The following is a 24,066-nucleotide window of genomic DNA, read 5'->3' as shown; positions in this document are numbered from 1 at the left end:
CTTTCAGTGGTTTACGATTTCGGCAGGGAGTGGGTTCGACAGCATGGTTGATACCTGCCGAGGCCGATGATAGCACCGGGATTACCCACCCTGGTCTCCTCGACCACGAAGCTCTATCTCCATCGCCAGCTAGTACGTCGAACCAGCTGGCTTGGAACTAACCACGCGTATAAGCATCCTGCGCGCGGTCAGTCAACTCTTCAGATCGCTAAGGATTGCTGCTCCTCATCGATACTCGGTAGGCCTGCCTGGCCGCCGAAGTCTTCCTCCTCTTCATCCAGGGATGTGCTACCAGCGGTTGACCATTCCCGTAGCTCTACTACGGCTGGAATTTTCTCCAGGGCATTGGTTGGTTCGATCCCGAGCTCCACCAAGCGCTGCAGAAGTTCTTCGAAGATTTCCTCTTTATGCATGCTCCAAGACGAGGCAAAGCAACGCCAAAACGTCCAGCCTGCACGTTCGAGGATACGTTGGCGATTCATGTCTGCCTCCCAGCGATCGGGGCCATGGAAGGCATCTCCATCACACTCGATTGCCAGACGATTATCGTTGGCTCCCTCGACGACCATGTCGAGCCTGAATGCCCCACTCTTCACTTGCGGGATGACGCGGTAGCCCCGCTCAACCAGTCTGCTGAAGACCTGCTGCTCAAATCCAGACTCGCAAAGCTTGATGAGGCCATCCTGATCGACCTCCTGCTCTGTGAGTGGTTTGCTGAAGTACTCCAGGAGTGTACGACGAACATCTTTCAGGGAAAGGTGATCCAGGGTCACCGATCGAATCAGGTACATCCTATCGCGTGCACGGCTTGCGGCTACGTTGAACCGCTGTTCAGCAGCAATGCCTGAAAGCGGATGGCAGTTCTCTGGATCTGCGACCATGGAAATGAAGATGATGTCGCGCTCGCTTCCCTGGAAGGTGCTGGCGTCACCACACGCAAATTCACGAGCGTGGAGCTCAACGGCCGGGCATCGTTCACGTACTAGCGAATCAATGAATTTGGCTTGTTCCATGCCCCCTAACAGCGTTACCACACCAATCGTGCGACCCGCATACTTGTCATCCTCGATAAGTGCCTGGATTTCTTCAACGATGGCTTCTGCCTCAAGCCTGTTGCAGCCCTTCTTGTTCCTCACTCCGTCTTTGACATAAATGTCCACTAGAGGTGGATCGAGGCGCTCGGATGGTCGAGGGATTCGAAGGGGCTGGATCGCACCGCCGTAGAACTGGTTGGAATAGGAAATGATGGGAGGAACGCAGCGGAAGTGCTCACGCAACATAACCATATGGCCAGCGAAGACTCGCGATGCCAAATCGTAAAGAGATTTATCCGGCGTCATGTCGGCGCCATAGGGCTGGTCATTCAGGAACCGGTTACGAAGCTCGCCGATCCTCTTGCCGGATTTGAAGCCACCATCGGGAGAAACTTGCTTGTCATCCCCTACTACCAGCACCTTTTTGGCCCTGACGATAGCCGGCAAAGCCCATAAGTCCGACTGGCTCGCCTCATCCACAATCACCAGATCGAAGGCGCCTATTTCCGCCGGCATGGACTCAGAAATCTTGGCGTGACTCATGATCCAGCATGGCACGGCACCGGCAGCATCCTGCATGCACTGCTGAGCATCGCGGCGATAACGCTCCGCGTTCGGCCCTGTCCCCTGCCCTATCTTGCGTATCGCTGTCGAGTAGCCGGCTAGTGCTTGCAGTACCATCGGGCTGGCATTGGCTTTAGTGGACAGCCAAGCCGCTCGGCTCACCACTTCCCGATACATACGTGCCAGGCCAGTTTCGAGTTTTACTCGCTTGCCATTTAGCTCGACGAGCTCATGACGCGCTTCGATGCTCTGCAGGTGAGAGCGTATTTGCGCATGCTGCCACGCCTCCTTCCAACTACTTGGGAAAGCCAGGTCTTCAGCTCCGTTTTCAACAGGAACGGTCAGCAACCGACCGGAAAGATTTTCCGCTCCAGCTGTCATCACCCGATGCGCGCCCTCCCTGACATAATTCAGGAGGCCACCGAGTTCTCTGATCCGCTGTAGTTCTGTCAGCAGGTCGACATACTGGGACACGACCCGATGCGTATCTTGATCCGGGCTGCCTAGGCACTCCAGAACGAATGTACGAAGCCGGCAGGAGATTGGGCTGTCGCCCGCGACTTTGGCCTGCAGAATTGCGAGTGAGGCGCCCGCCATGCTGAGATCTAATCGAGCAAGGTTTTGAGTGAGGTGATCCCGCAGGCGACGAATCTCGACGATTGTCAGCCTATGCATGTTATCGGGCGCATCTGCGAAGACCGCCTCGCAGAGTGGCTGTACTTTTTCGGCGTACAGTGAGGTGAGCTCGAGCGCAGCCTGAACTGTACTAACGGTGATCTCCAGTTGCCGCAGATGTGCCGTTCCCGCTTGAAGTCGCGGAATCCCCAGTGTCTCGGCCAGAGGGTTCCAACGCGCAGTGAAGGATCTCACGTCCGCGTAAAGCTTCAGGTAGTCCTGGACGATCTTCCACTGCTCGGCAGACTTGGGCGCTGAGCCATTGATCCGGACATTGCTGACGTGTGTCTTGGCTTGGGATGCTCCGAAGCTCATCAGACCAAAAGGCTTTCCTGTTTCGGTAGCTCTATCCACGGCCTCAGATGTTTTCTCGCAATCCAAGGCTTCCTCTGGGAATTCAACAAAGTTTTCCAGCATAACCTTGCGCCGTTGCATCAAGGCCTGGGCGGCTGGAAGCATGCCTACTAGGACTGAGATTTCACTGTCGTACCGTCCACCTGCCGCCTTGAGTCGCAGCTCCTGCGACCAAAGAATTTCGCAGTCCCCGTCGTCGTGCAGCGCCACAAGCTTTTCTTCGCAATGACCCAGCTCCAAATCTAGATTCTTGGCGCCAGCGACAACGGCTTCACTGTCGGATTTCAGGGGTATGAGATCCCCCTGACCTAGAGCATATTCGAGCGACTTTAGCTGGCAGAGTGAGCCGTGGAGCTTGCCGATCTCCGCAGCTGCCGGTAATTGCTCAACTTCAGGCAGACTGGAATTGATGTAGACAAGGTCACGCCCGAGGTCGCGACGGGCCTGTCTTAAGCCCCTACCGAACTCATCGTCAAAAGGCAGCGAGTGTTCGGGAGACAACGAAAGTTCGTCGTCAAACCAGGCGTACTGATCGCCGCCCTTCATCAGAAGCTCAGCAAGCTCTTCCGCACGATACTTGGCATCGCCTACCTGGATATCGGAAAGCTGATTCAGGGCAATCTCATTGACGCGGCGATCAAGCCTCACCAGCTCGGTATGAGCAAGATCAATTGATTGGTGCAGGCGATCAATCTCACTCCGAGCAAGTGATGGATTGATTTGCGAAACTTGGTGTTGGATAGCCTCAATCGAGCCTTGGAATTGCCGGATACCCTCACGGTCACTGGTCAGCAGCGCAACCGTCAGAGGCCGAACCTCAGCCGGTATTTTCGACTGGAGTACCTTCAGGGCCTGCTCGCCACGAGAGGTAACTAGGACACGCTTGCCAGTCGCCAGATAGTGGCAAATGATGTTGGCGATCGTATGGGTTTTGCCGGTACCAGGAGGGCCCTGAACGGCAACCCCTGGTGCGTGCTCCAGGCGCTGAACGATAGTGACCTGCTCGTCATTGTATGGAAGGGGGAAATACAGTTCCTTGGGTTCAGCTCTAGATCCATCCATGCTTCGGCTGGAAAGCCCGCGGAAGTTAACGTGCTGGTAATCGATTGCAATGTTCGAGGCCGGGGTCACCAACGCAAGTGGGCCGGCAGGAAGCTCGAGACATTCCTTAAGCTTCTCCCGGATCTTGCGAAGGTCGTTGATCAGCCAGTTGCTGGGTTTGGGGCGAGCAAACACCACCCACGCATCGCTTATCTGGAGCGTGTCACCTGGTTCCGGGAAGCCCTGGGCTCCATCTCCCATCACCTCCAAATATTTGCCTTTGCTGTCGAGGCTTCTGGCCGAGAGCTTGAGCACGTCAGCAAAGGTCGATGGCAAGAATGGGTTCAAAGGGGAGTCGACATGTCTGCCTAGATGATCGCGAATAGCTCTTTCGCACTCGCTGGCGCCAGGGATATTGGCGTTGATCAGCGCATCGAACTCGATCATCGGCTCTGTGGCGCGCGGGCGAACTTCGACCGCCATGCTCTCCTCGTTCAAAGAGATGTCGAGGGCTTGGGTCAACAATGGATAATTGAATCCCTGCTGCGCATCGTTGATCGTTAACGTCCAAGCGCTAACGCCCAAGCCCCATACCAGTTCGCGAGCAGATTTTCCCGTCTCCATCTGCTGCATCAATGCAAACATGTCGCCATAGAGGCTAATGGTCTTGCGACGTGGTTTCTCAAGCTCAGCCCATTCGTGCCACAGGATAAGATACGCCGTAAGAGCAGCCGAAGCTTGCGCGCGTACCTCGGACTCCACTGCGGCGATATCCCCACCCGGATCTTTGTCTTGCTGTTCGCGGATTAACTGGAGGAGCACCTGCTCAGAGAGCACTGGTAGCTTGGTGGGATTGTCACTGGCTTTAATGACGGAGCTATAGCTTCCATCAACGGGTGCTGGAGCACGTAACTCTTCGAGCCGTTCGATTTGCAGCCAGACATTATCGCCTGGGAACTGGAGATCAAAGTGCAGCCCAGGAAGACCTAGAAGGCCTGTCGGTGGATACACGTCATTAACAGAGCTCGATAGTTGATAGCGCGACGGATCAAGCTCCTTGAGGCTTTCCTCTGCGTACTCGAATAGTCGGCTGAGGAGCTCGTTAGGCGTCCGTTGCATGTTAATACTCCGATAATTCAGGGGGTGCGACTTCAACAGTCAATATAGAGTCAAGGATGCCATATTGCCTCTAGGTGTGGTTTTGAAATAATCGCTTCCTGACGAGTGTCCTTGAGAATCAGGCGGAGCCAAATCTAGCGATACGCAGATGACGTCGGCGGGCCAAACTAACAATGTCGTCACCGGTTGTCTGGGCGTTAACCTTCTGGTCATTGACATAAAAGTAGGAAAAAAGACCATCATGGTACCGAGCTGAGAGCCAGCATGCCCGGTGGTAATCCTTTTCTCGAGTGCTATCTATTCACGCACGACTGACATTCTGATCCGTTACCAAGGAGTCCGCCCTACATATGGAAATTGAAGCGCTCAGCACCTATGCCAAGGGCGACCGATTCGAGGAGCAGGTCTTTGAGTTCCTGTCTCGTGAGATCAATGAAGGTCGCTTCTATGCGTTTCGACCTGAGTGCTGCAAAATTTTCAGGAAGAAGGGTTACTACTCGCGTGACCGAGAAGACTTCATCATTTTTGACATTTCTGTCGAAGTGTTCCTGCCTGGTTTCGAAACCCCATCGTTGCTTGTGCTCATCGAATGTAAGAACTACAGCGGCAAAGTGCCCGTGGGAGACATCGAAGAATTTGGTTCAAAGATAAGCCAAGTGGCCGGCTTCAATGCCAAGGGTGTTTTTGCGTCTGCCAGTGCGTTTCAGTCCGGCACGTTCAACATTGCTCGGAATCGAGGCTTCGGTGTCTTGCGTTACTTCGATCAAACTGAGTTTCGATGGGAGCTTCCTCGCGCCCTGCTAACCGGGGCGCGTAGCGCTAGAGCCCGTAAGCGCGCAGAGATCGAATACGCCCTAACCCAGACGGATTTTCGGCCTACTGTTTATAGCGCCTATGCCGTAACTCCTGCCGGCTTTACGGATGGTTGGGAAGGCATCTGGAAAGGCCTCGACCTTGAGAGTGCCTTTAAAGAGAGCGACCTTAGTCTGATTCGTCAGCCCACGCTTATTGCGACACCCAGGGTCGCGTTCATTTCGCGGGACGGAATAGATCGCTTGGCTCAGCAGGCGTTGAAATCCATCTCATACATCCGGGGAGAGGTCGATCTTACTAAGCTAGCGTCCAGGGAGGCTGATGTCAGTGGACTGTCCGTGAGCTTCATTGAGGACTCGGGCTCAGCCCTCGGCAGTATCACGTTCAACCCGCTTGAGATCAAAATCTTCGGGGCAGATAGCCAATCCCACTTGGCCCGATTCACACTCGCCCATGAGTTGGGGCATCACTTTCTAGGTCATAAGCGCTACATGACACGAGAAGCCATCCGAGCGCAGGACATTGACCAGAGCCAGCTCATCACCATCCCTAAAGGGGAAGTCGAGCGGTTGGAGTGGCAAGCAAATACGTTTGCTTCATGTCTCTTGATGCCTAAAGAGGACTTTCAGGCTGCGTTTGGGTTGTTACTACAGCATCTTGGCATCCGAAACCGTGGTCACGGCCATCTGTATCTGGACAGTCAGAGGGACAACGTCATCCAGTTTCATGCTGTGTGCAATTCCCTGAGCGAATATTTTAACGTTTCGAAGACAGCGATCCGTTTGCGCATGAGGGCGTTGGAGCTGCTGGTCGAGGTAGGTCGGCAGTATTGATTGATCAGCATCTGACGGGAAGTTTATGTCGCATGGTCGGGCGGTGCTTGAGCGTACAGTCCTATATCACCCCGCCACTCTCTTTCACTCCGATCGATACCTAGCGCCCAGTTTCAAGCGCCAAGCTAAGGCCAGCGTACTAAACCTAGCTCCTTGAGCCGTAACGCCATTGCCGAATCGGATACTCCAAACTGCGTAGCAAGCGATACGACGTTGAGATTATTGAAGCGTTGGCACCGCGCCAGTGCCAGCTCTCGTTCCAGGGAGTCTGACGAGGCATACAACAAACCTTCAATGTTATGCGCATCGAGGTGATATGCGACCGTATCGTTAAAGTGAAGCTGGTCTCCACATAGGAATAGACGCCTGAAACGGTCAGCGACCAGCTTCGCAGGCATCAAAAAACAAGCCGCAAAGAAATCAGCCTCCCTTTCTTCAGGGTTTCGAGGCCCGCCGACTGGACGGCCATCTAACGCCCGATCCCTATGCATAACCTCACCTTTATGTAGGGCGAGGTGGCCGATCTCATGAGCACCTGTGAACAGTTTTACCGTGGAAGAGAATTCTTGGGAGATGGCAATGCGGTTCGCTTGGCGATCAATCAGGCCCGCAATCTTGGGGCCGGATCCGCCTCGGATGAATTTGGGATCACCTAGATTCGGAAGTTCCCGATATTCAAAGCCGTAAGCTAGCGCCGCCTTCCTCGGATCACGCGCCTGAAGTGGAGTGATATCTTGATCGCCCCATAGGTGATATCGGTCGCGCCAGAGCATGCGCAGCAGCTCGGATGCTTCTTGTTCGATACTCGGCATGTCCATGCAAATCACCGCATGTAGTGGTCATGACTTGATAATAACCCAATATGTAGGGTTTTCAAGTCCGTCCGAACCTCCGCTGATGGTGCTCTGTACACAACTGCTAATTTGCTTTAGTAGAGCCAGCCGCTTCGATACTTGAATTTTCTCGGATTGCCAATCGAGTGCGGGTGTCGAACTGTGTGAAAGCTGGCGGTAATGTGCTGTTACCCAGCATCAAAGTGAGTCGCTGATGAGCCCACTGAAGCGCGGAGCATTCTTTATTACAGCCCATCGGTTTGAGCGTAGCTTTGTTCATGGTCACTTCCTCGGCGGTTTTGTGGGTGCTGTCTTTGACTTCTCGGATGCGGGCGTAAATGTGGTATTCGAATCGCTTCCAGCTATCTCAGCCTCGGTAGCCTGTAGTTGCCGGAGTTGCTCATTCTCCGATTGGGCAGCCACAAGCAGCAGCCTTGCCTCCAGCTCGCGCTCGCTGCTCTTGGCTGCAGCTTCATTCAGTGCGGTGGCGTCCTTTCGAAGCGTGGCGATCTGTTGCTGGAGCTGCTCGGCAACGCCAGCGGATTTCGCCTCCGCCAGTTTCAGACCTTGGATCTCGCCAGTCAGTGTCTGTATGTGCGCCTCATGGCCGTGTAGCAGTTTCACTTGCTGCCTGGACTCTCCAAGCAACCGCTCGTTGTCACGGTTTAAACGAGTTAGATCATCCTGCTTCAGCACCAGGGTTTCCTGGAGTTTGCGCTTCTCCACTTGAGCCTCGTGGAGTTGGGATTCATGCCGGCGTTGATCCTGATCTCGTTGTTCTTTGACGGACTGCCGGTAGTGCTCCAATGCCCCGCGCGCATGAACATGCTTTTCCTCTAGGGAGTGGATCTGTTTATCCCGGTCACTGACCAAGGCTTCTAGGTCAGTGCAGCGTTGATTAAGTCCGGCATTGCGTGTCAGCTCTGCCTGGAGCGAGGACTGCGTGGTTTTTAGATCAGCAGTCTGAGCCTCAATGGCTGCTTGCAGAGTGTCGAGCTGCCTACGCGCTGCGGTCAGCTCATTTTGAAGGCTGTCGATCTGCGCCTGGAGCTCTACACGCTCAATATCAAAGGCTGATCGGGACTGTTCGATCGACTCGTTACCCTCCTCCATGAGTCGATCCAAAAGGCTTTCGACCATTGCCGAAAGTTCTTCACCCATGCGTTCGCGGGACGATAGTGGGCGTGGATCGTAGGATTCGATCTCCTTCAGGTACCGGGCAATGGTTGTCTTCGACCCGGTATTCCCCAGTTCCACACGCACGGCATCAATGCTTGGGTATGTGCCCCTAGCGAGCAGAGACTGCCTTGCTTTTTGCACCACCGCCTTGTTAATGCCGCCACGAGCCATGTGAACTCCTACGATTTCGTGTTGTGTTACGTGTCATGTAATTACGTGACACGCTAACACCAATTTTGTGGATGTAAAGTCAAACAATTAAAAAGCTATAATAGTACTTTATGGCTTCTTGACTCTTTATCTTGCCCAGAAAACCTCAATATGGCGCGGGATGGCAGAAACGCTCCGATTTTGAAGGCAAAGTACGATGGAAAAGGCAGATCGGTACCTCAGCGCCGGTACCCGGGAGAACACGCGAAAAAGTTACCGGGCTGCGATTGAGCACTTCGAAGTGACTTGGGGCGGGTACCTGCCCACGACCGGCGCGGGCGTCGTTCGCTACTTGGCGGAGTACGCCGACAAACTCTCTATCAACACTCTGAAGCAGCGCTTGGCGGCTCTTGCGCAATGGCACATCACCCAGGGCTTCCCCGATCCAACCAAAACGCCTGATGTTCGCCAGATGATCAAGGGCATCAGAGTCGTGCATCCTGCAAAGGTGAAACAGGCCGCCCCACTGCTCCTGAAGCACCTGGAGCAAGCGGTCACATGGCTTGAAGGGGAAGCTGCAGCTGCGATTGAACGGGGAGACTACAAATCGCTGGTGCGTCATCGTCGCTCGGTGGCGATTATCTTGATTGGGTTTTGGCGTGGCTTTCGTGGCGATGAGTTAGCCAGGCTAATGGTCGATGATACCCAAGCCATAAGTGGTGAAGGCATTACCTTTTTCCTGCCTTACACCAAGGGTGACCGCCAGCATGAAGGAACTACTTTCCAGACGCCGGCGCTTACCATGCTCTGCCCCGTGGAGGCATACATCAGCTGGATAACAGTTGCCGGCATTGCGAAGGGCCCTGTGTTTCAGAAGATTGATCGCTGGGGGAATCTGTCAGGCAAAGCCATGCAACCGCATAGTCTGATACCCGTGCTCCGTCGCATTTTCAAAGAGGCAGGATTGCCAGCGGAGCTGTATAGCAGCCACTCAATGCGGCGAGGCTTTGCAACTTGGGCGTCTGCCAATGGCTGGGACATCAAGGGGTTGATGAGCTATGTGGGCTGGAAGGATATGAAGTCGGCGCTGCGTTATGTCGATGCGGGCATGTCCTTTGGTGGCTTGGCGTCGCGCAATACAAGCCCCAAGCTCGTGCCACTTACCTGACAAGGAGCAGACGGGGCCGAACGGATGAGTACAACGGCCCGACATACTTGATGGGGGCTCCATTGAAGGTTTCGGTGATCTGGATTTACTCGCCTTCCAGTCCCCGAAATCCTGCACCCTCTCATTCATAAAAGGGTGGTCGGCGGCATAGGCAGCGATCAAGAAAGCAACGGCTTGACCCATTTCCACGCAAACCAAAAACTCACGCTTTACGTGCCAGCTGTTACCGCTTGGTACGCCGGCGAGCGAAAATCCGACCCCATCGCTTCCCTCAGCCCTGACGTCCAGGATAAGAGTTGAGGCACGCTCTGAATTTAGACGCTGGATTTTGACTAGAGCTATTCCGAATTCTGAATATCATACGGCCATGGATTCCAGAAACGAGACGGCATGATGAGACAATGCTTTGGAAGGACGCGCAACGGAACCAGATGCAAAAGATCTGGAAATTGGTGGCTGTTTTGCGCTGAGCACCGACTGATGGGCCTGTTGGCTATTCCGCTAATCATCGGGGGCGCTTTGAATCTCGCAGGCAATGCCACCTCGGTTCTGGGCTGGCTATCGATCATGCCACCTGACCTTGCGGGATTGATCAATCCGCAACAGGTATCGCTGCCAGATGCGATCAAGTCTGCTGTGGTTGACGGAATCAACTACACAGCGGCACCCACCAGTGAGACTCTTGTAGCCAAAGTAATTACCCGCGCTAGCTTGGATGATGCGAACTCAGGCGCTGACATGCCTTTTCTGTTTTCGTTGGTGAGTCCGTTCAAACCTACCGGAATGAATACGATCTTCCGAGGCGACGGCTGCAGATTCCTCGGAAAAGGGAGGGGGATTTCTCAAGGCAAAAACGGAGGGTACATCGACATCGTCGGTGCGTCGTGTGTGGACGACCGTGGTATCGCTTACGAGCTCCACGCGCAGGGAACGCGTCGGCTTGGCTTTGTGGTCAACGTGGGTGATTTTGCCAGCGATAGTGTGAAGCTGATCCAGGACAAAGGGGATCACACGCTGCAGCATTCCGAGAATGTAATGCTCCGTTTCGACCAACCAATTGCCCTACTTCTGGAGGCAGGTCGAGTCAGGTGAGAAAGAAGATACTGCAAGTGCGGAGCTGTACAGCAGCCATTCAATGCATCGTGGCTTTGCTGCTGGGTGCCCGCAAATGAGCGGGACATCAAAGGGCTGATGAGTACCGATCCCCCCTAAAGCCCATTAGTCTGCATCTTGCCACAGCCGACCACCCTTAAAGCCTCATATACTATTGGGTTAGCCAAATCTTCGGAACGCTTATTAGCATCAAGAAAATCTAATGCATCACTTATTCGCCATATTGCGTCGTTACAGGCCAACTGAACATTCCTTCCTGATCCTACCGCCAAAGGCGATGGTGTCCATCAGATTTCAAGTGGATAACACTTCTAGCTTTTTAAGAAGGCTTTCATAAAGTTACAATTACGCTCCTATTCCACATCATCAAGGCCAAAGTGATTAAAGAGCGTGCCATTTCACCAATGGCTTAGGGCTAGAGCTCCAAAAAAATACATTAGTATTTAATCGTTGCTATTTTTATAGCCAATATACCATTCGGGGCTAATCCAGTTTGATGTCCAATCAAGCTTCTCGGATATGGCTGCTATTTGAGTATACTCTTTAAAATACGCTTTAACAATATTATCGTTAGTTATATAAAGTGCATTCTCTAAAGAGTTGGTCGCATTTTTTGAAAAGTTAAATGAACCCGTCCAAACAGCATAAGGCTCAATGATGAAGAACGGGCAACCTCCATCATCTCCTTGCTCGATATTTGCAAAAACTAAAAATTTATTATGCATCCTCGGAAAAGCTGATTTTTTAGCGATGTTATGGCATCCGGCACACCTGACTGGATCTAGTGGATATATGTTATCCATAGTAGTAGCTCCGAGTATCCAGTGATCAAAATCTCCTCTCGGAATCGTAAATTTGAGTTTTGAATATTTTGAGTGAAGTGATTTTTTCCACTCATCACCTGATTGGTCATCTTGATCTGGCCTTAAGAAATCTTCTTTTTGAACGATTATTTGGACTTGCTCTGGTAGTGATAGTGCGTCTAATATTTCTGGGCTAGTTAGCCAGGCGACGGCTCCAAAGACCGCATTTGCCCTTGTAATGTGCTCAATCAATTTGGTCTCGATATCTCTAAAATAAACAGAGACGCCACAGTCATCGTGCACGCTATTGTCTTGGGTCTCACCGACCCCTTCAAGATTATGGTTTTCTAATTGGTATTTATTTAAATTCAAGTTCTCGCCTCGAAGTCTCGTAATAGCGATTAGGTGAGGTGGCCGCCGCACCGTCAAGCAGGTAACGGAGATTGGGCCATGCTGAAGTGGGATTGACCTAGCCGTTATCGCCAAAGCGATCTCGCTCTAGGGCAGTGGCGAAGTCATTGAACAGTTCGTCAGATACCCCTAGCTCCTCGATAACTCGATTGAGATTGCACGCATATATTGTATAGCTCCCCTTCTTCGATCCTGGTAGATAAATGTATTTGATCTTTGTAATATGTTGATTGTACTCATCAATATGTGGATGGAATAACCTGTAGCGATCTGAATCCAGAGGGTAGGTTATAATAGAGTTCCTGTACAAGGGGGGCTCTAGAAGACCCTCCCTGTCTCTTTTGTAAGTGTTGCAGTCGGCACATATAACGCAAAGATTCTTTGGCTCGAACATGAACTGAACGTATTTCGACTTAGGTAAAATATGTTCAATTGGAGCATTTACGGCAGCGATTGAACCGAGTTCTTCCCTGCAGTAAGCGCAGGTCAGCTTTTGTTCTCGTCGATAGAAATTTCTAATTTCGCGCCGCAGTTCTTCAAGGTCATCATCGCCCCATCGCGTGTGATTGAGCATGGGTTCCGACTTGACTGTCGCGATTTTTAGAATAATTTCCGGACTAAAAGTTACAGCAGAGTTAATGAGTGGCATGGCTGGCAACTAGCTCCTCTACTGAAGCGATAAGTTTTTTTACTGGATCTTCGTCTGACAATCTCGACTTAAATGTCAATAGAACATCGAGGCCATTTAAGATCTCGATGTCTACGCTTTTTCTGGCCCTTATTTTTGCTATAAGGTTGAATCCTAATCGGGATACATATTCGTTCATTCTACCAGGAGCACCGAAAAGTTCTGCCAATTGAAAGTCTGCAGACTTGTTATTGAAGTCTTTGGAGTTGAGTAATGATCCACTTTCCAGTACTAAAATGTAAGAGAATTCGGATGTGGCTCGGGAAACCACCTGTGGCGAATGTGTGGCGATAATAAACTGGCAGTCCGAAAACCCCGAAAAAGCTGATGTCAGCATAGGCATGAATTCCTCTTGCCAACGAGGGTGAAGGCTAATTTCTGGTTCATCAATCAAAATTACTGAGCCGTCTCTGATGTGCCCGGCAATTCCTAGCATTATAATTAATAGGCACTGCTCGCCGGAGCTAGCGCGGCGTAGGCTCAGAGATCCGTGGTCTTCCTTCTCTAGGATGATATCCATTAGTCGCATAAGCCCAAGCTTCATCAGAATGACAATTGAGTTTAAAATGGAGGGGTATAGCTTTTTGCCGTCAATGTAGGACTTGCTTGTTGCGAAATCAAACTCAAGCTCAATGGCCTTGCGAGCTTGGTAGTAAGAGGCGACATTGGACATCGCATACTCAACTGAGGACTTCTCTTCAGTATCTAACCCGTCATAGACATGCTTGTATCTTTTATCGACTCGTATCGGGCCAGTGCTTTCAACTGGCTCTACAAAGAAATATTCTTCTGTTGAATTGGCAGTGGAATGTACGGCTTTGTCAAAGGCTGGCTTTAGTATGAAATTGGCTTGAGGCCTGAAGTGTAGTGAAGAAAAAACCTCCAGAAAACTAGCGCTATTATGACCAAACAGAGCGCTTTTAAGTAAACCGCGAGCTGCAGAAGACATAAGGGATATTAATGATGAGGCAGAAGTTGAACTGTCCCCGCGTAGACCTACGTAACGGAAATTACTATAATTTTTGCTTCTGCTCCTAGAAATAGCAGGAAACTTATCAAAGGGGCTTGTTGAAATCGCTATAACCAATGGCTCATCTTCATCGTCATAATCATAGTCGTAACGCTGTATTAGCTCTTTTGCAATTCCAGACAGTAAACGACTTTTTCCTATGCCATTTTTACCCACTACCACGGTAAATGAATTGCTCGAAGCTGATAATGCTTCAGCTGGAATCAACTCAATCATAGTCCCATCATGATCAAAACTTCCAATTTTCAATGTTGCTTCCTTGAGCTTATGCTGGCTTTAAGTTATTAGGCGTCCTAGTTTTAATACTGCAGGCTGTTTTTATGTAATCAGATCGAGAATCGACCACCCAGCCTTGTGAGCGCCGCCCTCCGCTTCTCGCCCGCCGAACCTTAACCCATGCTGCTCTGGCGGATAGCTAGGCACAGTATGTGCGATGCTCGGGTCACCTCCATGTACATCTACATCGTGTTCTTTCTCGTTTTTCCTCACTGTCATCAAGTGATTGAACGAGTGCTATGAGACGCTTGGCGATGGCACCTGCAGTCTTGGGGTTGAGCCCTGATAAAGCGCCAGGCTGGATTCGCTCACAGATCCAAATCGCATTCCACTCTAGTAAGCTGAAGATGAAAACCGCTTCGCCCAGCGCCTGGGAGTACTCTGAATCGATAGATTGTCGAAAGCTAGCGTCCTTCATGACTAACTCAAGAGTTTAAGCCGGTTTCCTTGCCATACTGACCCCTCAGTCGTAGAGGCCGGATACATCCGGCAAGCCCATTCGCCTCGGAAATAATCGATGATGGGCGCAGTCGGCTGTCTGCGTTCCTGAGGGGTTCCGGGCTCAAGAACATTCCCAGCTGGGCTCTCGGTTGGTGGATCAAGCTTTGGTGCCGTCGGTGAGTTGGGTGCCGCGAGGAAAGCAAATACAACAACGCATGCCACCCAAGCGGCAAGAACCCCGACACCCGAAATGGCAGTCCGCTTGAATACAGTTTCAGAGCGCCCAACCGGTGTCGTAACCATCGCATCGTAATCGCCTGCAGATAGAAATCTGTACAGCTTGGTCTGCCACTGTTGACGTAATCCGCGTTGCACGAGAATAAAGTGCCAACCCGACCACGCAATGGTTACCACATACAGCCACACGATGACCATGACAGCCAAAATAAGCCAAGGATTGAGCGCAACGCTAATGCGTGCAACGGCAAGGCCAATACCTACACCCGCCGCTGTTGTAATGGCAGTAACTGTCTGACGGGTAGCGTCTGTCGCCTTTGAGGTCTCGTCGGTAACAGCCTTTCGTAGATCGCCCAATGACTTCAAGGTGTCTTTGGTAATCTCGGAAATCGACATTTGGTAAGCGATTTTGGCGCACTCTAGCGCAGCATCGAGGTTGTCTCTGAAATACGTAATGACCTCACCATCTGCACGACCCGAGCGGGCGATTTCAGTTGAGAGAAGCACGTGCTTCATCTCCGCTTCGCGAGCGTTCTCATAGACCCAGGACGCCGCCTCTTGAGCAAGCTGGAAATCCTCCAGATTGAAAGAATCCCCAGGCGGTCGATCCTCAAATTCAAGACTGAGCTTGGGCGGGCCTTTAAAAATTAAGCGATGGTCGCCAGCGCTGACCTCGTTGGCAATGCAGCGAGTCAGTGAAGCGTGGGCATATTCGGCCCAGAGTCGATGGAAAGGCTCGAGTTCGTCGAGATTTGAGCCTTGGAGCAGTAACAGTCGAATGTCCTCTGGTACGCTACGAGTATCGGCTGCCTCCTTAACCAACATGCGGGGCGATTTTGTCGCTGGTAATGGTGTGAGCGTCAGTGGCTCATCCCAATTACCGAAAGCACGAGCCTGGCAGATGAACGCTGCATTGAGTCCTAAGATGCGCCAAATCCCTGCCTTGTGACCTCTGCGTAGGAAGTCCGAAAATCCGACTTCAGTCATGATGTACAGAGTGTCAGAGAGATCCTCGGTTGATCGCGCAGGCTTCTTCACTCTCAACCTGAACGTGCCGAAGTCATCGACAATGTCGACCTCGTCGCATTCAGAGTACTCATGGTCGTAGGTCGAGTAAGTGAGCCCAGCTTCCTTGGCAAGCCTTGCCAAGCGCAACGCCAGACCAGCCGCAAGCTCAGATACGATTAAGTCAGTATCGCTTTCGGTAACCGACGCATTGCCCGTTCGCGCCTCTTGGTTGAGTAGACTAGCTAGGTCTATCAGCGACAAGACTATTCTCCGTGATCTTCTTGGTTTCTACGACAATGCGCTGGCCCCCGCCTGCTACTGGCTCGATCGTTACGTTAGGGGCACTCTCGATGTCTGGGAAGATGATTGTCACCCCTTCCACCGTTCTCAGCTTCCTGATTGCAGGCTGCCTTAACACCGCACGGTCTGGCTTGAACTCCAAGTGGTGAAGCTTGCTCTCTCTTACACGTCTTCGTGTCTCTCGTTCAAAGCGCTGAACGATTTTGTCATCAGTTGGATCACCGGCCGAAGAGAGCACCGCCTCAACGATCGCGTCCTCATCAACCTTCAATCGCTTGCCTAGGATTCCCTTGGCAGTCCGAAATGCCTTTGCCACATCTTCATCGGGGAGAAGGGTTCTGCAGGCATGTAGTGCCCGACGAAGCAGTGTACTAGCTGTTCGACTCAGCTCTTCGTCTGAAATTGTCCTAGTGACGCCCAGAAACGCCTCGAAATAATCAGCTAGGTCGGGGGCCTGCTTCTTGCGATCCCGAGCTGAAACACTAGACTGCGCAACGCCGTTGATTAGGCGCACTAGCGCCGTTTTCTGAACTGCCTTTTTGTCGTCAATTAGGGCCGTGACGATGCGACGTAAGGCAGCTTCTGGCTTTGAGCCGTCCTGCTCCAAAGCCATTTTGTAGTCATACTTGATCAGGCTGTAAATGACGGTGTCGGGAGTTCCAACTCCAAGCTCAAACATGCAGAGTACGCCGTCGGCGCTGCCTCCTACATGGAGAGTGTTGAATCCCCTGGATAGGCTTTGCGCACCTCGCTCGAAAGTTGTCGAACCATCGACGATCGACTCCAGTTCAATCTTTGTCGTGGAATTAGTCTTGAAACTGAATACAGCATCAGCAGCGCTTTCTACTATCTTAGTCTTGAAGAAATCGGTGTGCTCCGGCTTGCGCTCGGGCATGGCTTCAAACGTTTTCGCGCCGACAACGTGCAGGCTCATCCTGCGAATCGTAAGGGCGTCCTCTTCCTGCTGAGTGAAAAAACCCATCGGTCTTCCTGCTTGCGTCCATGCACCAAAGAGTGCACACGTGATTGTGGATCTCAACGCCATGACTGCAGCTTGAGAAAGAGCGCCGGTCAATAACCGGGCTTATATTATTTTTGCAGAGCAGAATATGCCCCCTGCGCGAGATAGTGGCAAGTAGACATACTAAAGCCATTAATTTATTGGTAAGCCTACGTAGGTTAGGCATGCGATACCTGGAAGTGTTCTGCTCTACCCCTTTCGGCGCCGGGCTTCACTCAGCCGCCAATGCATCCCTGCTTGATATGTCGATACCTGAGGGTGGTTGCAAGGCAACCTAGTGATTCCTAGATCGTGGATGAATGGCGCCTACGCCATACCCAATCAGATACCAAGACCAGCCAGCAACCACTGTCCTCCTCTAAGGAAATCCATGCCTGAAATATTCGACGGATGAAGCAACGGAATTTACATGGACGTCACCCGTGCCACTGAACTGCTAAATCCTCCTGGTGACTCAAGCGCGAGAAACTCCAGCTCCATCCCCGCCATGGACTCCTGCGAAAGCGCCAGCGCCCTCCTCAGCATATCTTGCACACGTGGTAGATCCACCCTCCCCAACCATTCTCGGGCGACTTGCTGCTTTTCGTAGTCCTGAGGCTTGTCCCACTCCTCGGAAACGATATCTCCGATTGCGCTCATTGACGGGACTACGATCCCGTGGGCCTTAGCAGTCAGGGTATTCATCCAGCCTTGAGGGTCGTAATCGGGAAAGCATATGACTCGCTTAACCTCGGACAATGCCTTCGTAACTGCCGCAGGGGTGATTTGTGGGCTTCCGCGGAAAAGCATGGGCAGGTGTTTCACCTCGGTTGGCCAACGATACTCGTTAACCGCGTACATGACAGCCTGGTTCTCCACCAAGAGCACGGTATCAAGACCATGGAGCTCCTCTGCCGGAACGCTGAGGCTTCCACCTATTGGGTGGCTGTACACTCCGGAGGCCAGTTGGAGTTGGCCAGAGACCGAGGCTACCATGACAATTCGATCTCCGGTCTTCGAGCGAGCTAGCTTCTCATTACGCGATATTTTCGCGACGGCCAGGCGATCGCCTTCGAGTTCTTCGAGGCTGACTTTCAACGCATCCACGCCTGTTTCTTTCTTCAGCATCATACCGACGGTTTGGAGGTCGACTTCGGTCAGCAACAGGTAGTTGTTACCAAGTTTCTTGCCAATTTTGTAGTCGTTATTGAGCCGTGACCAGGTAGCGTTGATCTGAACTTTCCTGGCGTCCTGTCGGATAGCGATTACTATGGGTTTGATCGCTCTCATGTTGCCAAAGATGCTCATAGCCGCCCCGCTCTCTCAAGAATCAAATCAAGGACTCGTCGGTTTGCGGACGCGCGAAGGTAGGGCGCGTAAACCGAATTCAGCCGATAGTTAAGCGGCTTGTGCCGTACCTTGCTTACCGCGGACTGCAGGCGTACATAGCCATCTAGAGCATAGAGCCATATGCTCAAGGAAATTTCGGGATCCCCATGCTCTTCCCAATACGCCACGGCTGATTGAGGTGTTTTGGTTTCGCTCAGGCTCTGCAGCATGTACTTGAGATGATCACGAGCAAATGGTTTTTCCAGTACCTTGGGTGGCTCGTCGTTGGGAACTACAGACTTCGACTCACGTGGCTTCGGCGGTTCCTCCGCACGTCGGGCTTTCGGTGGCGGAAGCGACGCAATCAGTAGCTCGAGGGCTTCCAAGCTCTCGCCTGCATCGACATCACAATACACACTGCCAACCAAATCGATCGATGCTGCCGGAACCCAGAAAGCCGAATCTTTCCGGTCAAAAAGAGGTTCCAGGTCGATAGGGTTTCCTGCCTGGAGAAATACATCGACGGCGTGAGCAACCTGGCGCATATGATTGCGTTTGCGTACCGCAAGACTCAGCCGGTCAAGGCGCCCGATCATTTCGTCTAGAGCGAGACGATTCCGCGACACGGCGCCCAGGAGGTTATCCAGAAGTATGCGCCGCAACGCTCGATCGCTATTGGTCATGCTGGATAAGCCAAGGTGAGTGAACAACCCAAGCTTCTCGTGCAGACGCTTGAGGCGGCCAATGGCATTGTTGATGTCCCGTAACCGGTCTTTCAGCCGGGGTGAGAATCCGTAACCGCCTTCAATGAACGCGCGCGTCTGGGCTTGCTCGTTCCGAAGATGGTTGGTGACTTGACGGCAGCTATGCGTCAAACGCTTCAGATGCCGTTCGGCTTCACCGGGAGAGTCAGACGCCTTGGCTTCATGGTATGCCTCACAGTGCTGCTTAATGGCAATGAGGGATTCTTGCAAGTCAGGAGCCGCTCGCTCGAATCCCTGGAGTGAAATCTGAGCGCCAACATCCAGAAGCAGGCCACTGAGATAGTAGAGCTCATCGTCTTCTTCGATTAGTCCTTTGGACATCAGGTAGGAAATGCCTTTTGTCCTTCGCTCAGGCAGTGCGATCCCTTCCTCGTCTGCAATCGACAATGCTTCGATAAAGGTCGCATTACGTGTGAGGGAATCTCCCAGCTCGATCCAGTCTGCCTCCTTCACAAGTTAAGCCCTCCCTGGTGGTCACCGTCATGCGGTTCACTCGTACCGACGTCCAGGCTAAGCGAATTATATTCAGCTATCCATGCCAGAATCGTATGCACGTACCCCATTTTTCCTGTGGCTACGTAGTTGGCAGACTCGCTGCTGCGCTTCACGATATAACCCGCGTCTGCCAATGCACGCAGCACCAATTTCAGCCGATCATTGTTGTCCTTGCCGCTCTTGGACTTGCTGAAAAAATCGTACCCGCTCAAGTCCCAAAGCTGCGTGCGGTAGGTCGGGTGGTTCTCGATTGAATCGAGCATGTCGGCGAAGGAGATAGTGTCTCCCGGGGCCAAACAGGTTTCACTGCGTCCCGCACGATTGATCAAACGGATGAAATCGAGACATGGACGTATCTGATCGCGCAGCTCGACCAATTGTGCGGTGGCCGCATCACGATCAACCGGCTCAGAAAAATCAATGAACCGTGCGAAATATGTATCGGGGGCCTCGGATTCGCCCAGTGTCGCCAATTTCCGCCCTAACGGCGCCAGCGCGTTCTCGACACCTTCGGCAAACACTTCATTGCGCAACTGCCGATGCAGCTCGGGGTAGGCGTACTGGCAGATGAAGCAGCCAGAAAGAAGCTTGTTCAGGACATCTCTCAAAGGGCTCACAGTGCACCCTCCCCGCCATCATTTCCAAGTGCATCGTTCAAGTCATCAAGCTCATCCATCTCTTCAATCCCGTATTCCTTCACCACAATTGAATCGGTGTCTGGCCTGCGCTCCAGGCTGTAACGGTTGTTGAATTGACGAAGAAGCTCAGGTGCACCTCCTGGGAAGCAGGCCAGCATGGAGAGTCCACGTTCATTGAAGTAGCTGACCAGCGCAACGTAGTTTTCAGGTGAGAGCTCGAGGGCTTCGTCGATCGGGATCGACATCTGGAAATCTGCCTCATTTCTTAGCAGTTCGAATAGCGATACGTAGATCATTGCGACGATGATCTTTGTCAGGCCGGTACTACTTAGGTGAACGAGCTCAGCGTTGTTCGTCGCTACCTTCACCCTGCCCTGGTCATTGCACGTGACAGACACGTCGAAACAGTCCGACAGGTTGGATGTGAAGGCACCATCTTCAATCTGGCGTTCGATGGTTCGAAGTGCGTCCATGAAGCCATCAGTTGGAAGGTATTCACCACCCATCCCGCTCCAACGCTTGTATTGCTGTTCGTAGTTCGTAAGGTCATCCCAGAACGACATCTCGTGGATTCGTGATGAGACTTTGAATTCGAACTGACGAATCTGCACAAAGGAACTGAGAACCTCGCTCGCTTTTGCCGTCGCGTCACGGCCAAGCTTAAGGATACTTCGGTGCAGTTGCTGGAGCTTAGAGCGATTGTCACAGAGCTCGTCTGACAGGTTTTTGGCTTGGATGATCAGCTTCGTTTTTTGATCAGGATGAGAAATCTCAATGTATTCCTGCAGATTTGGGGCGGCTTCCAACCATGCGAGTTCGAGCTCATAGGTAGTATTCGCAGCATGATTCATGATTTGTTCAATTGCCGCGCCCTGTGGCGTGTGTACCAAACGATCCCTCTGGAAATGCTTGTGAATCTCACGATATAGATCTGTGCCCTTGCGGTGGCAGTCCGTTCGACGGCGGCGAAGTTTGCCGACCTCATCTTCGATGTCTGATGCCTTCAACGTTGAGGCGAGATGAGCTTCCGCAGCTGCGTCGATTTGACCAAGTTCCCGCAGGACGCGTGCCACGGCGTTGAGTTCTAGGTCATCTTCATGCCCCTGACTGACCAATACTTTTCTGCGCTCAACGATCGCCCTTTGCGAAGCCTGTAACTCCAGTTGCCACTGATCGATTGCACGTTTGATACGATCACGATCAGCATTGGCACGAGCTAAAGCGGCTTTCCGATCGGGCACAGATGGTACTGTTTCTTCAACCCAAAGCCGGTAACTGTCGATCAGCGACTCGTGATCCCGAAGGCGTTTCACCCTCCTTTCCAAATCGGCAATCTCTAAGCTGAGCCGCTTGCTCGCTGTGTCATCTACTCCGGCAGACAGAAGCTGAGCTTCCATATCGATTTTGGCATTGTGAAGTGATGCCGCTAGCGTTGCATCGATGCGTTTTTCGGTGATTTCTTGGTCTCGATCTACTTGAGCCAGTTCCTGATCCAGCAGCGATCGCGAACTGTCGCCCGCGGCTTGTATATCGTTAATCTCGCGCTTGTGCCGTTTCTTCAAGTTTTCCTGCTGAGTGGTGAGTTCCTCGAGCCGAGACGCGGCTTCCGAAACGCGTGCTGCTTGTATTTCTGTTTCTTGAACCACTTCCTCGCGGGCACGGTCAATCAGTCCTCTGTGATCGCTTTTCAGTATTTCCAAATCCAGGTATGCACTGCTCAGGTCTTTTTGAGTTGTTGATGCCCTTGCGCCAGCTTGTCGTAGTCGATCTTCCACTCCACGCTGCTGTTTTTCCATCAGCTCCATGTCCGTGCTGAGCACCTGAATCTGAGCAGTCAATGAAGCAATCTCGGTTTCAAGAGCGTGAGTACTTGCAATTGCCGCCTGAGGGAGCACTTCAAGGTTGATCTCAACCCCATAGAGATTTTGCTGAACTTCCTCAAGGAATGCAGGGTTTAAATCCGTACGCATCAGCGTCTCGACTGGGATGAGTCGAGCAATATTTTCTGTCCAAGTAGGGTGATAGCGTCGTAAGAAACCGAGCAGTGTTTCAGCGCCAGCATTAATCTGTCGCTTGAGGTTATCCCGACTCTCAACCTGGGCATTCTTCCTCAACTGTAAACCGCTGTATTCCGCGGCTCGTGCCTGCCTTTCCTGCGACAAACTTTCGACTTCTGTTGAGATCGAATTGAGCAGCTTTTGCAGTTCATCAACAACAACTATCTGCTTGTTGATGCCACCTTGCGACTCATCCACCAGGCGCTGAGCTGCAGGAAGAGCACTGAGGGTTTTAAGATGCTCAAAGTGTGAAACCTCGCGAGCATGCGTGACCGTTGCTTGCAGCTGAATCTGCGAATACTCGGTGAGCTCGCATTCGTGAGCAGTTTGTATTTCATCAAGTTGCTTTTGCTGGTTAGTGGCTAGCTCGTTCCGCCGCTGCTGAATGCCTTGTGAAGCGGCTTTGTACTTAGAGAACACAGCATCTTTGCCATCCGCGGCGACCTGTCTAGCCGAAGCTTCGAGCTCCTGATAGACATTACGGATGTCTGCCCCTTGGCGGCTAAGCTTGATCTGATGCTCCTGTTTAAGGTGCAGTTGGTCTCGTATTTCGGGAAGCTGATCAAACTCCTCTAAAAGCTCGTGAGTGCGATTTTTCTGATAGACGACAAACTTTTCTTCGAATTTTCGGAGCCAAGCTTCTTCCTCCTTAACATGGCCAGTTATTACTCCCATTTGACCATTTAGGTCGCTCATTCGATCTCTATTCAGATTTTGTAAATGATCGTCTTCTGTATGTAGCTCAGCCAAAGCCGCGGCGCGGATGTTCTGACGCTCCCTCAGCTTTTCTTCCAGCATCGAAACGCGGCGTTTTTGTGTCCCCATTTGCCGAATGACGGCGCGGAATTCGTAAGACTGGAGATTCAGTTCAAAGATATCTGGCTTGAGAGAATCCATCAGTAGATAGCCAGCACGGTTGTCGACCACACTCCGGAAGGGTTGTGCGTTCAGCATCATCAGAGTGCGACTTGGATCGGCGTTGTCTTGTTGAAGAATCTCAGCCATGGTCGCTTTCATGGTATCGAAGGTACCGCCGCTCTCTATGAGCGCCAGAGTTACCAAATCAATACCATTGAAATCCTTGCGCTTCGGTGCCAGCGAGAAACCAGAACGGAGACTCACGACGAGCTTACGCTTGCCGGCGTCGGTGATTTTCTCGAGATGAGCTGTGCCGCTGTTAAATTGGATTATTTGCCGATAGTGATACGGCTGTAGTTCAGGGGAGCATGAGATGCCCAGTTGTGTAAGACGACCGTGTAGATCACTTGGCAACACCAAGTGGCCTGCTTCGTAATCACGGTACAAAAGCTCAGGGCTCCAGGCGTTTGAAATCAAACGGTACGAGTACCCTTCCCCGCTACGGTGCATGATCGCGCAGCGCGCGTCACCGGCATAATTGAGGTACTCAAAAACGATAAAGCTCGATGCCCTTGGCAGGTACCAATTCGCAAAGCTTTCACGGTTGGTGCTCGCTTTTACCAAGCGTCCAGGAGATGCGCCGTAGAATACAGGGATCAATTTGATGAACGATGACTTACCTATGCCATTTTCACCGGTGACGCTGGTGTTCCCATCCATCACGAGTTCTGCTTTGGCTCCCGCGCAAAGCGAATCGATCAGGACGATCTTGATTAATTGTGACATCGGACGCCTCTTTCGCTCAAACCCTAAGGCAGTACAGCCGATTTCTCACTCGGCGTTGCCAAAAATATG

At 52.0% G+C, this 24,066-nt stretch carries 14 protein-coding genes; 3 read left to right on the top strand and 11 right to left on the bottom strand.

Translation table 11 applies throughout. The features are described from left to right. Positions 1–200 precede the first annotated feature (200 nt). A complete protein-coding gene (locus AC1RO5_RS09980) occupies positions 201–4,823 on the bottom strand; it encodes an AAA domain-containing protein (RefSeq protein ID WP_493174750.1) in 4,623 nt (1,540 codons plus the stop codon). A 314-nt stretch (positions 4,824–5,137) separates the two neighbouring features. On the opposite strand from AC1RO5_RS09980, the gene AC1RO5_RS09975 reads away from it, so the two are divergent. Further along, positions 5,138–6,433: an ImmA/IrrE family metallo-endopeptidase gene (locus AC1RO5_RS09975; protein ID WP_493174749.1), complete on the top strand. Its 1,296-nt coding sequence runs from the start codon at positions 5,138–5,140 to the stop codon at positions 6,431–6,433. Between the two features lie 125 nt (positions 6,434–6,558). On the opposite strand, the gene AC1RO5_RS09970 is transcribed toward AC1RO5_RS09975, so the two are convergent. Both AC1RO5_RS09970 and AC1RO5_RS09965 read right to left on the bottom strand, forming a co-directional pair. Beyond that, positions 6,559–7,251, bottom strand: coding sequence for an ImmA/IrrE family metallo-endopeptidase (locus AC1RO5_RS09970; RefSeq protein ID WP_493174748.1), 693 nt, complete (start codon positions 7,249–7,251; stop codon positions 6,559–6,561). Between the two features lie 297 nt (positions 7,252–7,548). Then, positions 7,549–8,616, bottom strand: a complete 1,068-nt coding sequence (locus AC1RO5_RS09965) for a DNA-binding protein (RefSeq protein ID WP_493174747.1) — start codon at positions 8,614–8,616, stop codon at positions 7,549–7,551. A gap of 196 nt (positions 8,617–8,812) precedes the next feature. Between AC1RO5_RS09965 and AC1RO5_RS09960 the strand changes: the two genes are divergently transcribed. Together AC1RO5_RS09960 and AC1RO5_RS09955 are read left to right on the top strand one after the other, a co-directional pair. Next, a complete protein-coding gene (locus AC1RO5_RS09960) occupies positions 8,813–9,763 on the top strand; it encodes a tyrosine-type recombinase/integrase (protein ID WP_493174746.1) in 951 nt (316 codons plus the stop codon). A gap of 480 nt (positions 9,764–10,243) precedes the next feature. Then, entirely contained in the window at positions 10,244–10,855 is a 612-nt protein-coding gene (locus AC1RO5_RS09955) for a hypothetical protein (protein WP_493174745.1), read from the top strand. A 464-nt stretch (positions 10,856–11,319) separates the two neighbouring features. Here AC1RO5_RS09955 and AC1RO5_RS09950 read toward each other — a convergent pair whose 3' ends face one another. The 8 genes from AC1RO5_RS09950 to AC1RO5_RS09915 all read right to left on the bottom strand — a co-directional run bounded on the left by AC1RO5_RS09950 (position 11,320) and on the right by AC1RO5_RS09915 (position 23,997). Next, positions 11,320–12,051 (bottom strand): phospholipase D-like domain-containing protein, encoded by a 732-nt coding sequence (locus AC1RO5_RS09950; protein ID WP_493174744.1) that lies wholly within the window; start codon positions 12,049–12,051, stop codon positions 11,320–11,322. Between the two features lie 674 nt (positions 12,052–12,725). Next, positions 12,726–14,057, bottom strand: coding sequence for an AAA family ATPase (locus AC1RO5_RS09945; RefSeq protein WP_493174743.1), 1,332 nt, complete (start codon positions 14,055–14,057; stop codon positions 12,726–12,728). A 447-nt stretch (positions 14,058–14,504) separates the two neighbouring features. Beyond that, positions 14,505–16,031, bottom strand: a complete 1,527-nt coding sequence (locus AC1RO5_RS09940) for a hypothetical protein (RefSeq protein WP_493174742.1) — start codon at positions 16,029–16,031, stop codon at positions 14,505–14,507. Continuing rightward, on the bottom strand, positions 16,009–17,052 hold the full coding sequence (locus tag AC1RO5_RS09935) for a hypothetical protein (protein ID WP_493174741.1): 1,044 nt from the start codon (positions 17,050–17,052) through the stop codon (positions 16,009–16,011). The genes AC1RO5_RS09940 and AC1RO5_RS09935 overlap by 23 nt, the downstream gene beginning before the upstream one ends. 444 nt (positions 17,053–17,496) lie before the next feature. Then, complete coding sequence (locus AC1RO5_RS09930; RefSeq protein WP_493174740.1) at positions 17,497–18,378, bottom strand: DUF7281 domain-containing protein; 882 nt, start codon at positions 18,376–18,378, stop codon at positions 17,497–17,499. Then, positions 18,375–19,616, bottom strand: coding sequence for a hypothetical protein (locus tag AC1RO5_RS09925; protein ID WP_493174739.1), 1,242 nt, complete (start codon positions 19,614–19,616; stop codon positions 18,375–18,377). The genes AC1RO5_RS09930 and AC1RO5_RS09925 overlap by 4 nt, the downstream gene beginning before the upstream one ends. Beyond that, positions 19,613–20,275, bottom strand: coding sequence for a hypothetical protein (locus tag AC1RO5_RS09920; RefSeq protein WP_179677461.1), 663 nt, complete (start codon positions 20,273–20,275; stop codon positions 19,613–19,615). The genes AC1RO5_RS09925 and AC1RO5_RS09920 overlap by 4 nt, the downstream gene beginning before the upstream one ends. Then, positions 20,272–23,997 carry an ATP-binding protein gene (locus AC1RO5_RS09915; protein WP_493174738.1) on the bottom strand — a complete coding sequence of 1,242 codons (3,726 nt, stop codon included), beginning with the start codon at positions 23,995–23,997 and terminating at the stop codon, positions 20,272–20,274. Before AC1RO5_RS09915 ends, AC1RO5_RS09920 begins: the two co-directional genes overlap by 4 nt. Between the last annotated feature and the right edge of the window lie 69 nt (positions 23,998–24,066).

The sequence above is a fragment of the Pseudomonas sp. GW822-FHT02G04 genome, assembly GCF_058802085.1.
This window is presented reverse-complemented; position numbering and strand designations above follow the sequence as displayed.

What these genes read in the sequence shown, in the direction of transcription:
- AC1RO5_RS09975 (WP_493174749.1), top strand. Translation starts at nt 5,138, where the DNA reads ATGGAAATTGAAGCGCTCAGCACCTATGCCAAGGGCGACCGATTCGAG.
- AC1RO5_RS09970 (WP_493174748.1), bottom strand. Translation starts at nt 7,251, where the DNA reads ATGGACATGCCGAGTATCGAACAAGAAGCATCCGAGCTGCTGCGCATG.
- AC1RO5_RS09965 (WP_493174747.1), bottom strand. Translation starts at nt 8,616, where the DNA reads ATGGCTCGTGGCGGCATTAACAAGGCGGTGGTGCAAAAAGCAAGGCAG.
- AC1RO5_RS09960 (WP_493174746.1), top strand. Translation starts at nt 8,813, where the DNA reads ATGGAAAAGGCAGATCGGTACCTCAGCGCCGGTACCCGGGAGAACACG.
- AC1RO5_RS09955 (WP_493174745.1), top strand. Translation starts at nt 10,244, where the DNA reads ATGGGCCTGTTGGCTATTCCGCTAATCATCGGGGGCGCTTTGAATCTC.
- AC1RO5_RS09935 (WP_493174741.1), bottom strand. Translation starts at nt 17,052, where the DNA reads ATGGGTTTTTTCACTCAGCAGGAAGAGGACGCCCTTACGATTCGCAGG.
- AC1RO5_RS09930 (WP_493174740.1), bottom strand. Translation starts at nt 18,378, where the DNA reads ATGAGCATCTTTGGCAACATGAGAGCGATCAAACCCATAGTAATCGCT.
- AC1RO5_RS09915 (WP_493174738.1), bottom strand. Translation starts at nt 23,997, where the DNA reads ATGTCACAATTAATCAAGATCGTCCTGATCGATTCGCTTTGCGCGGGA.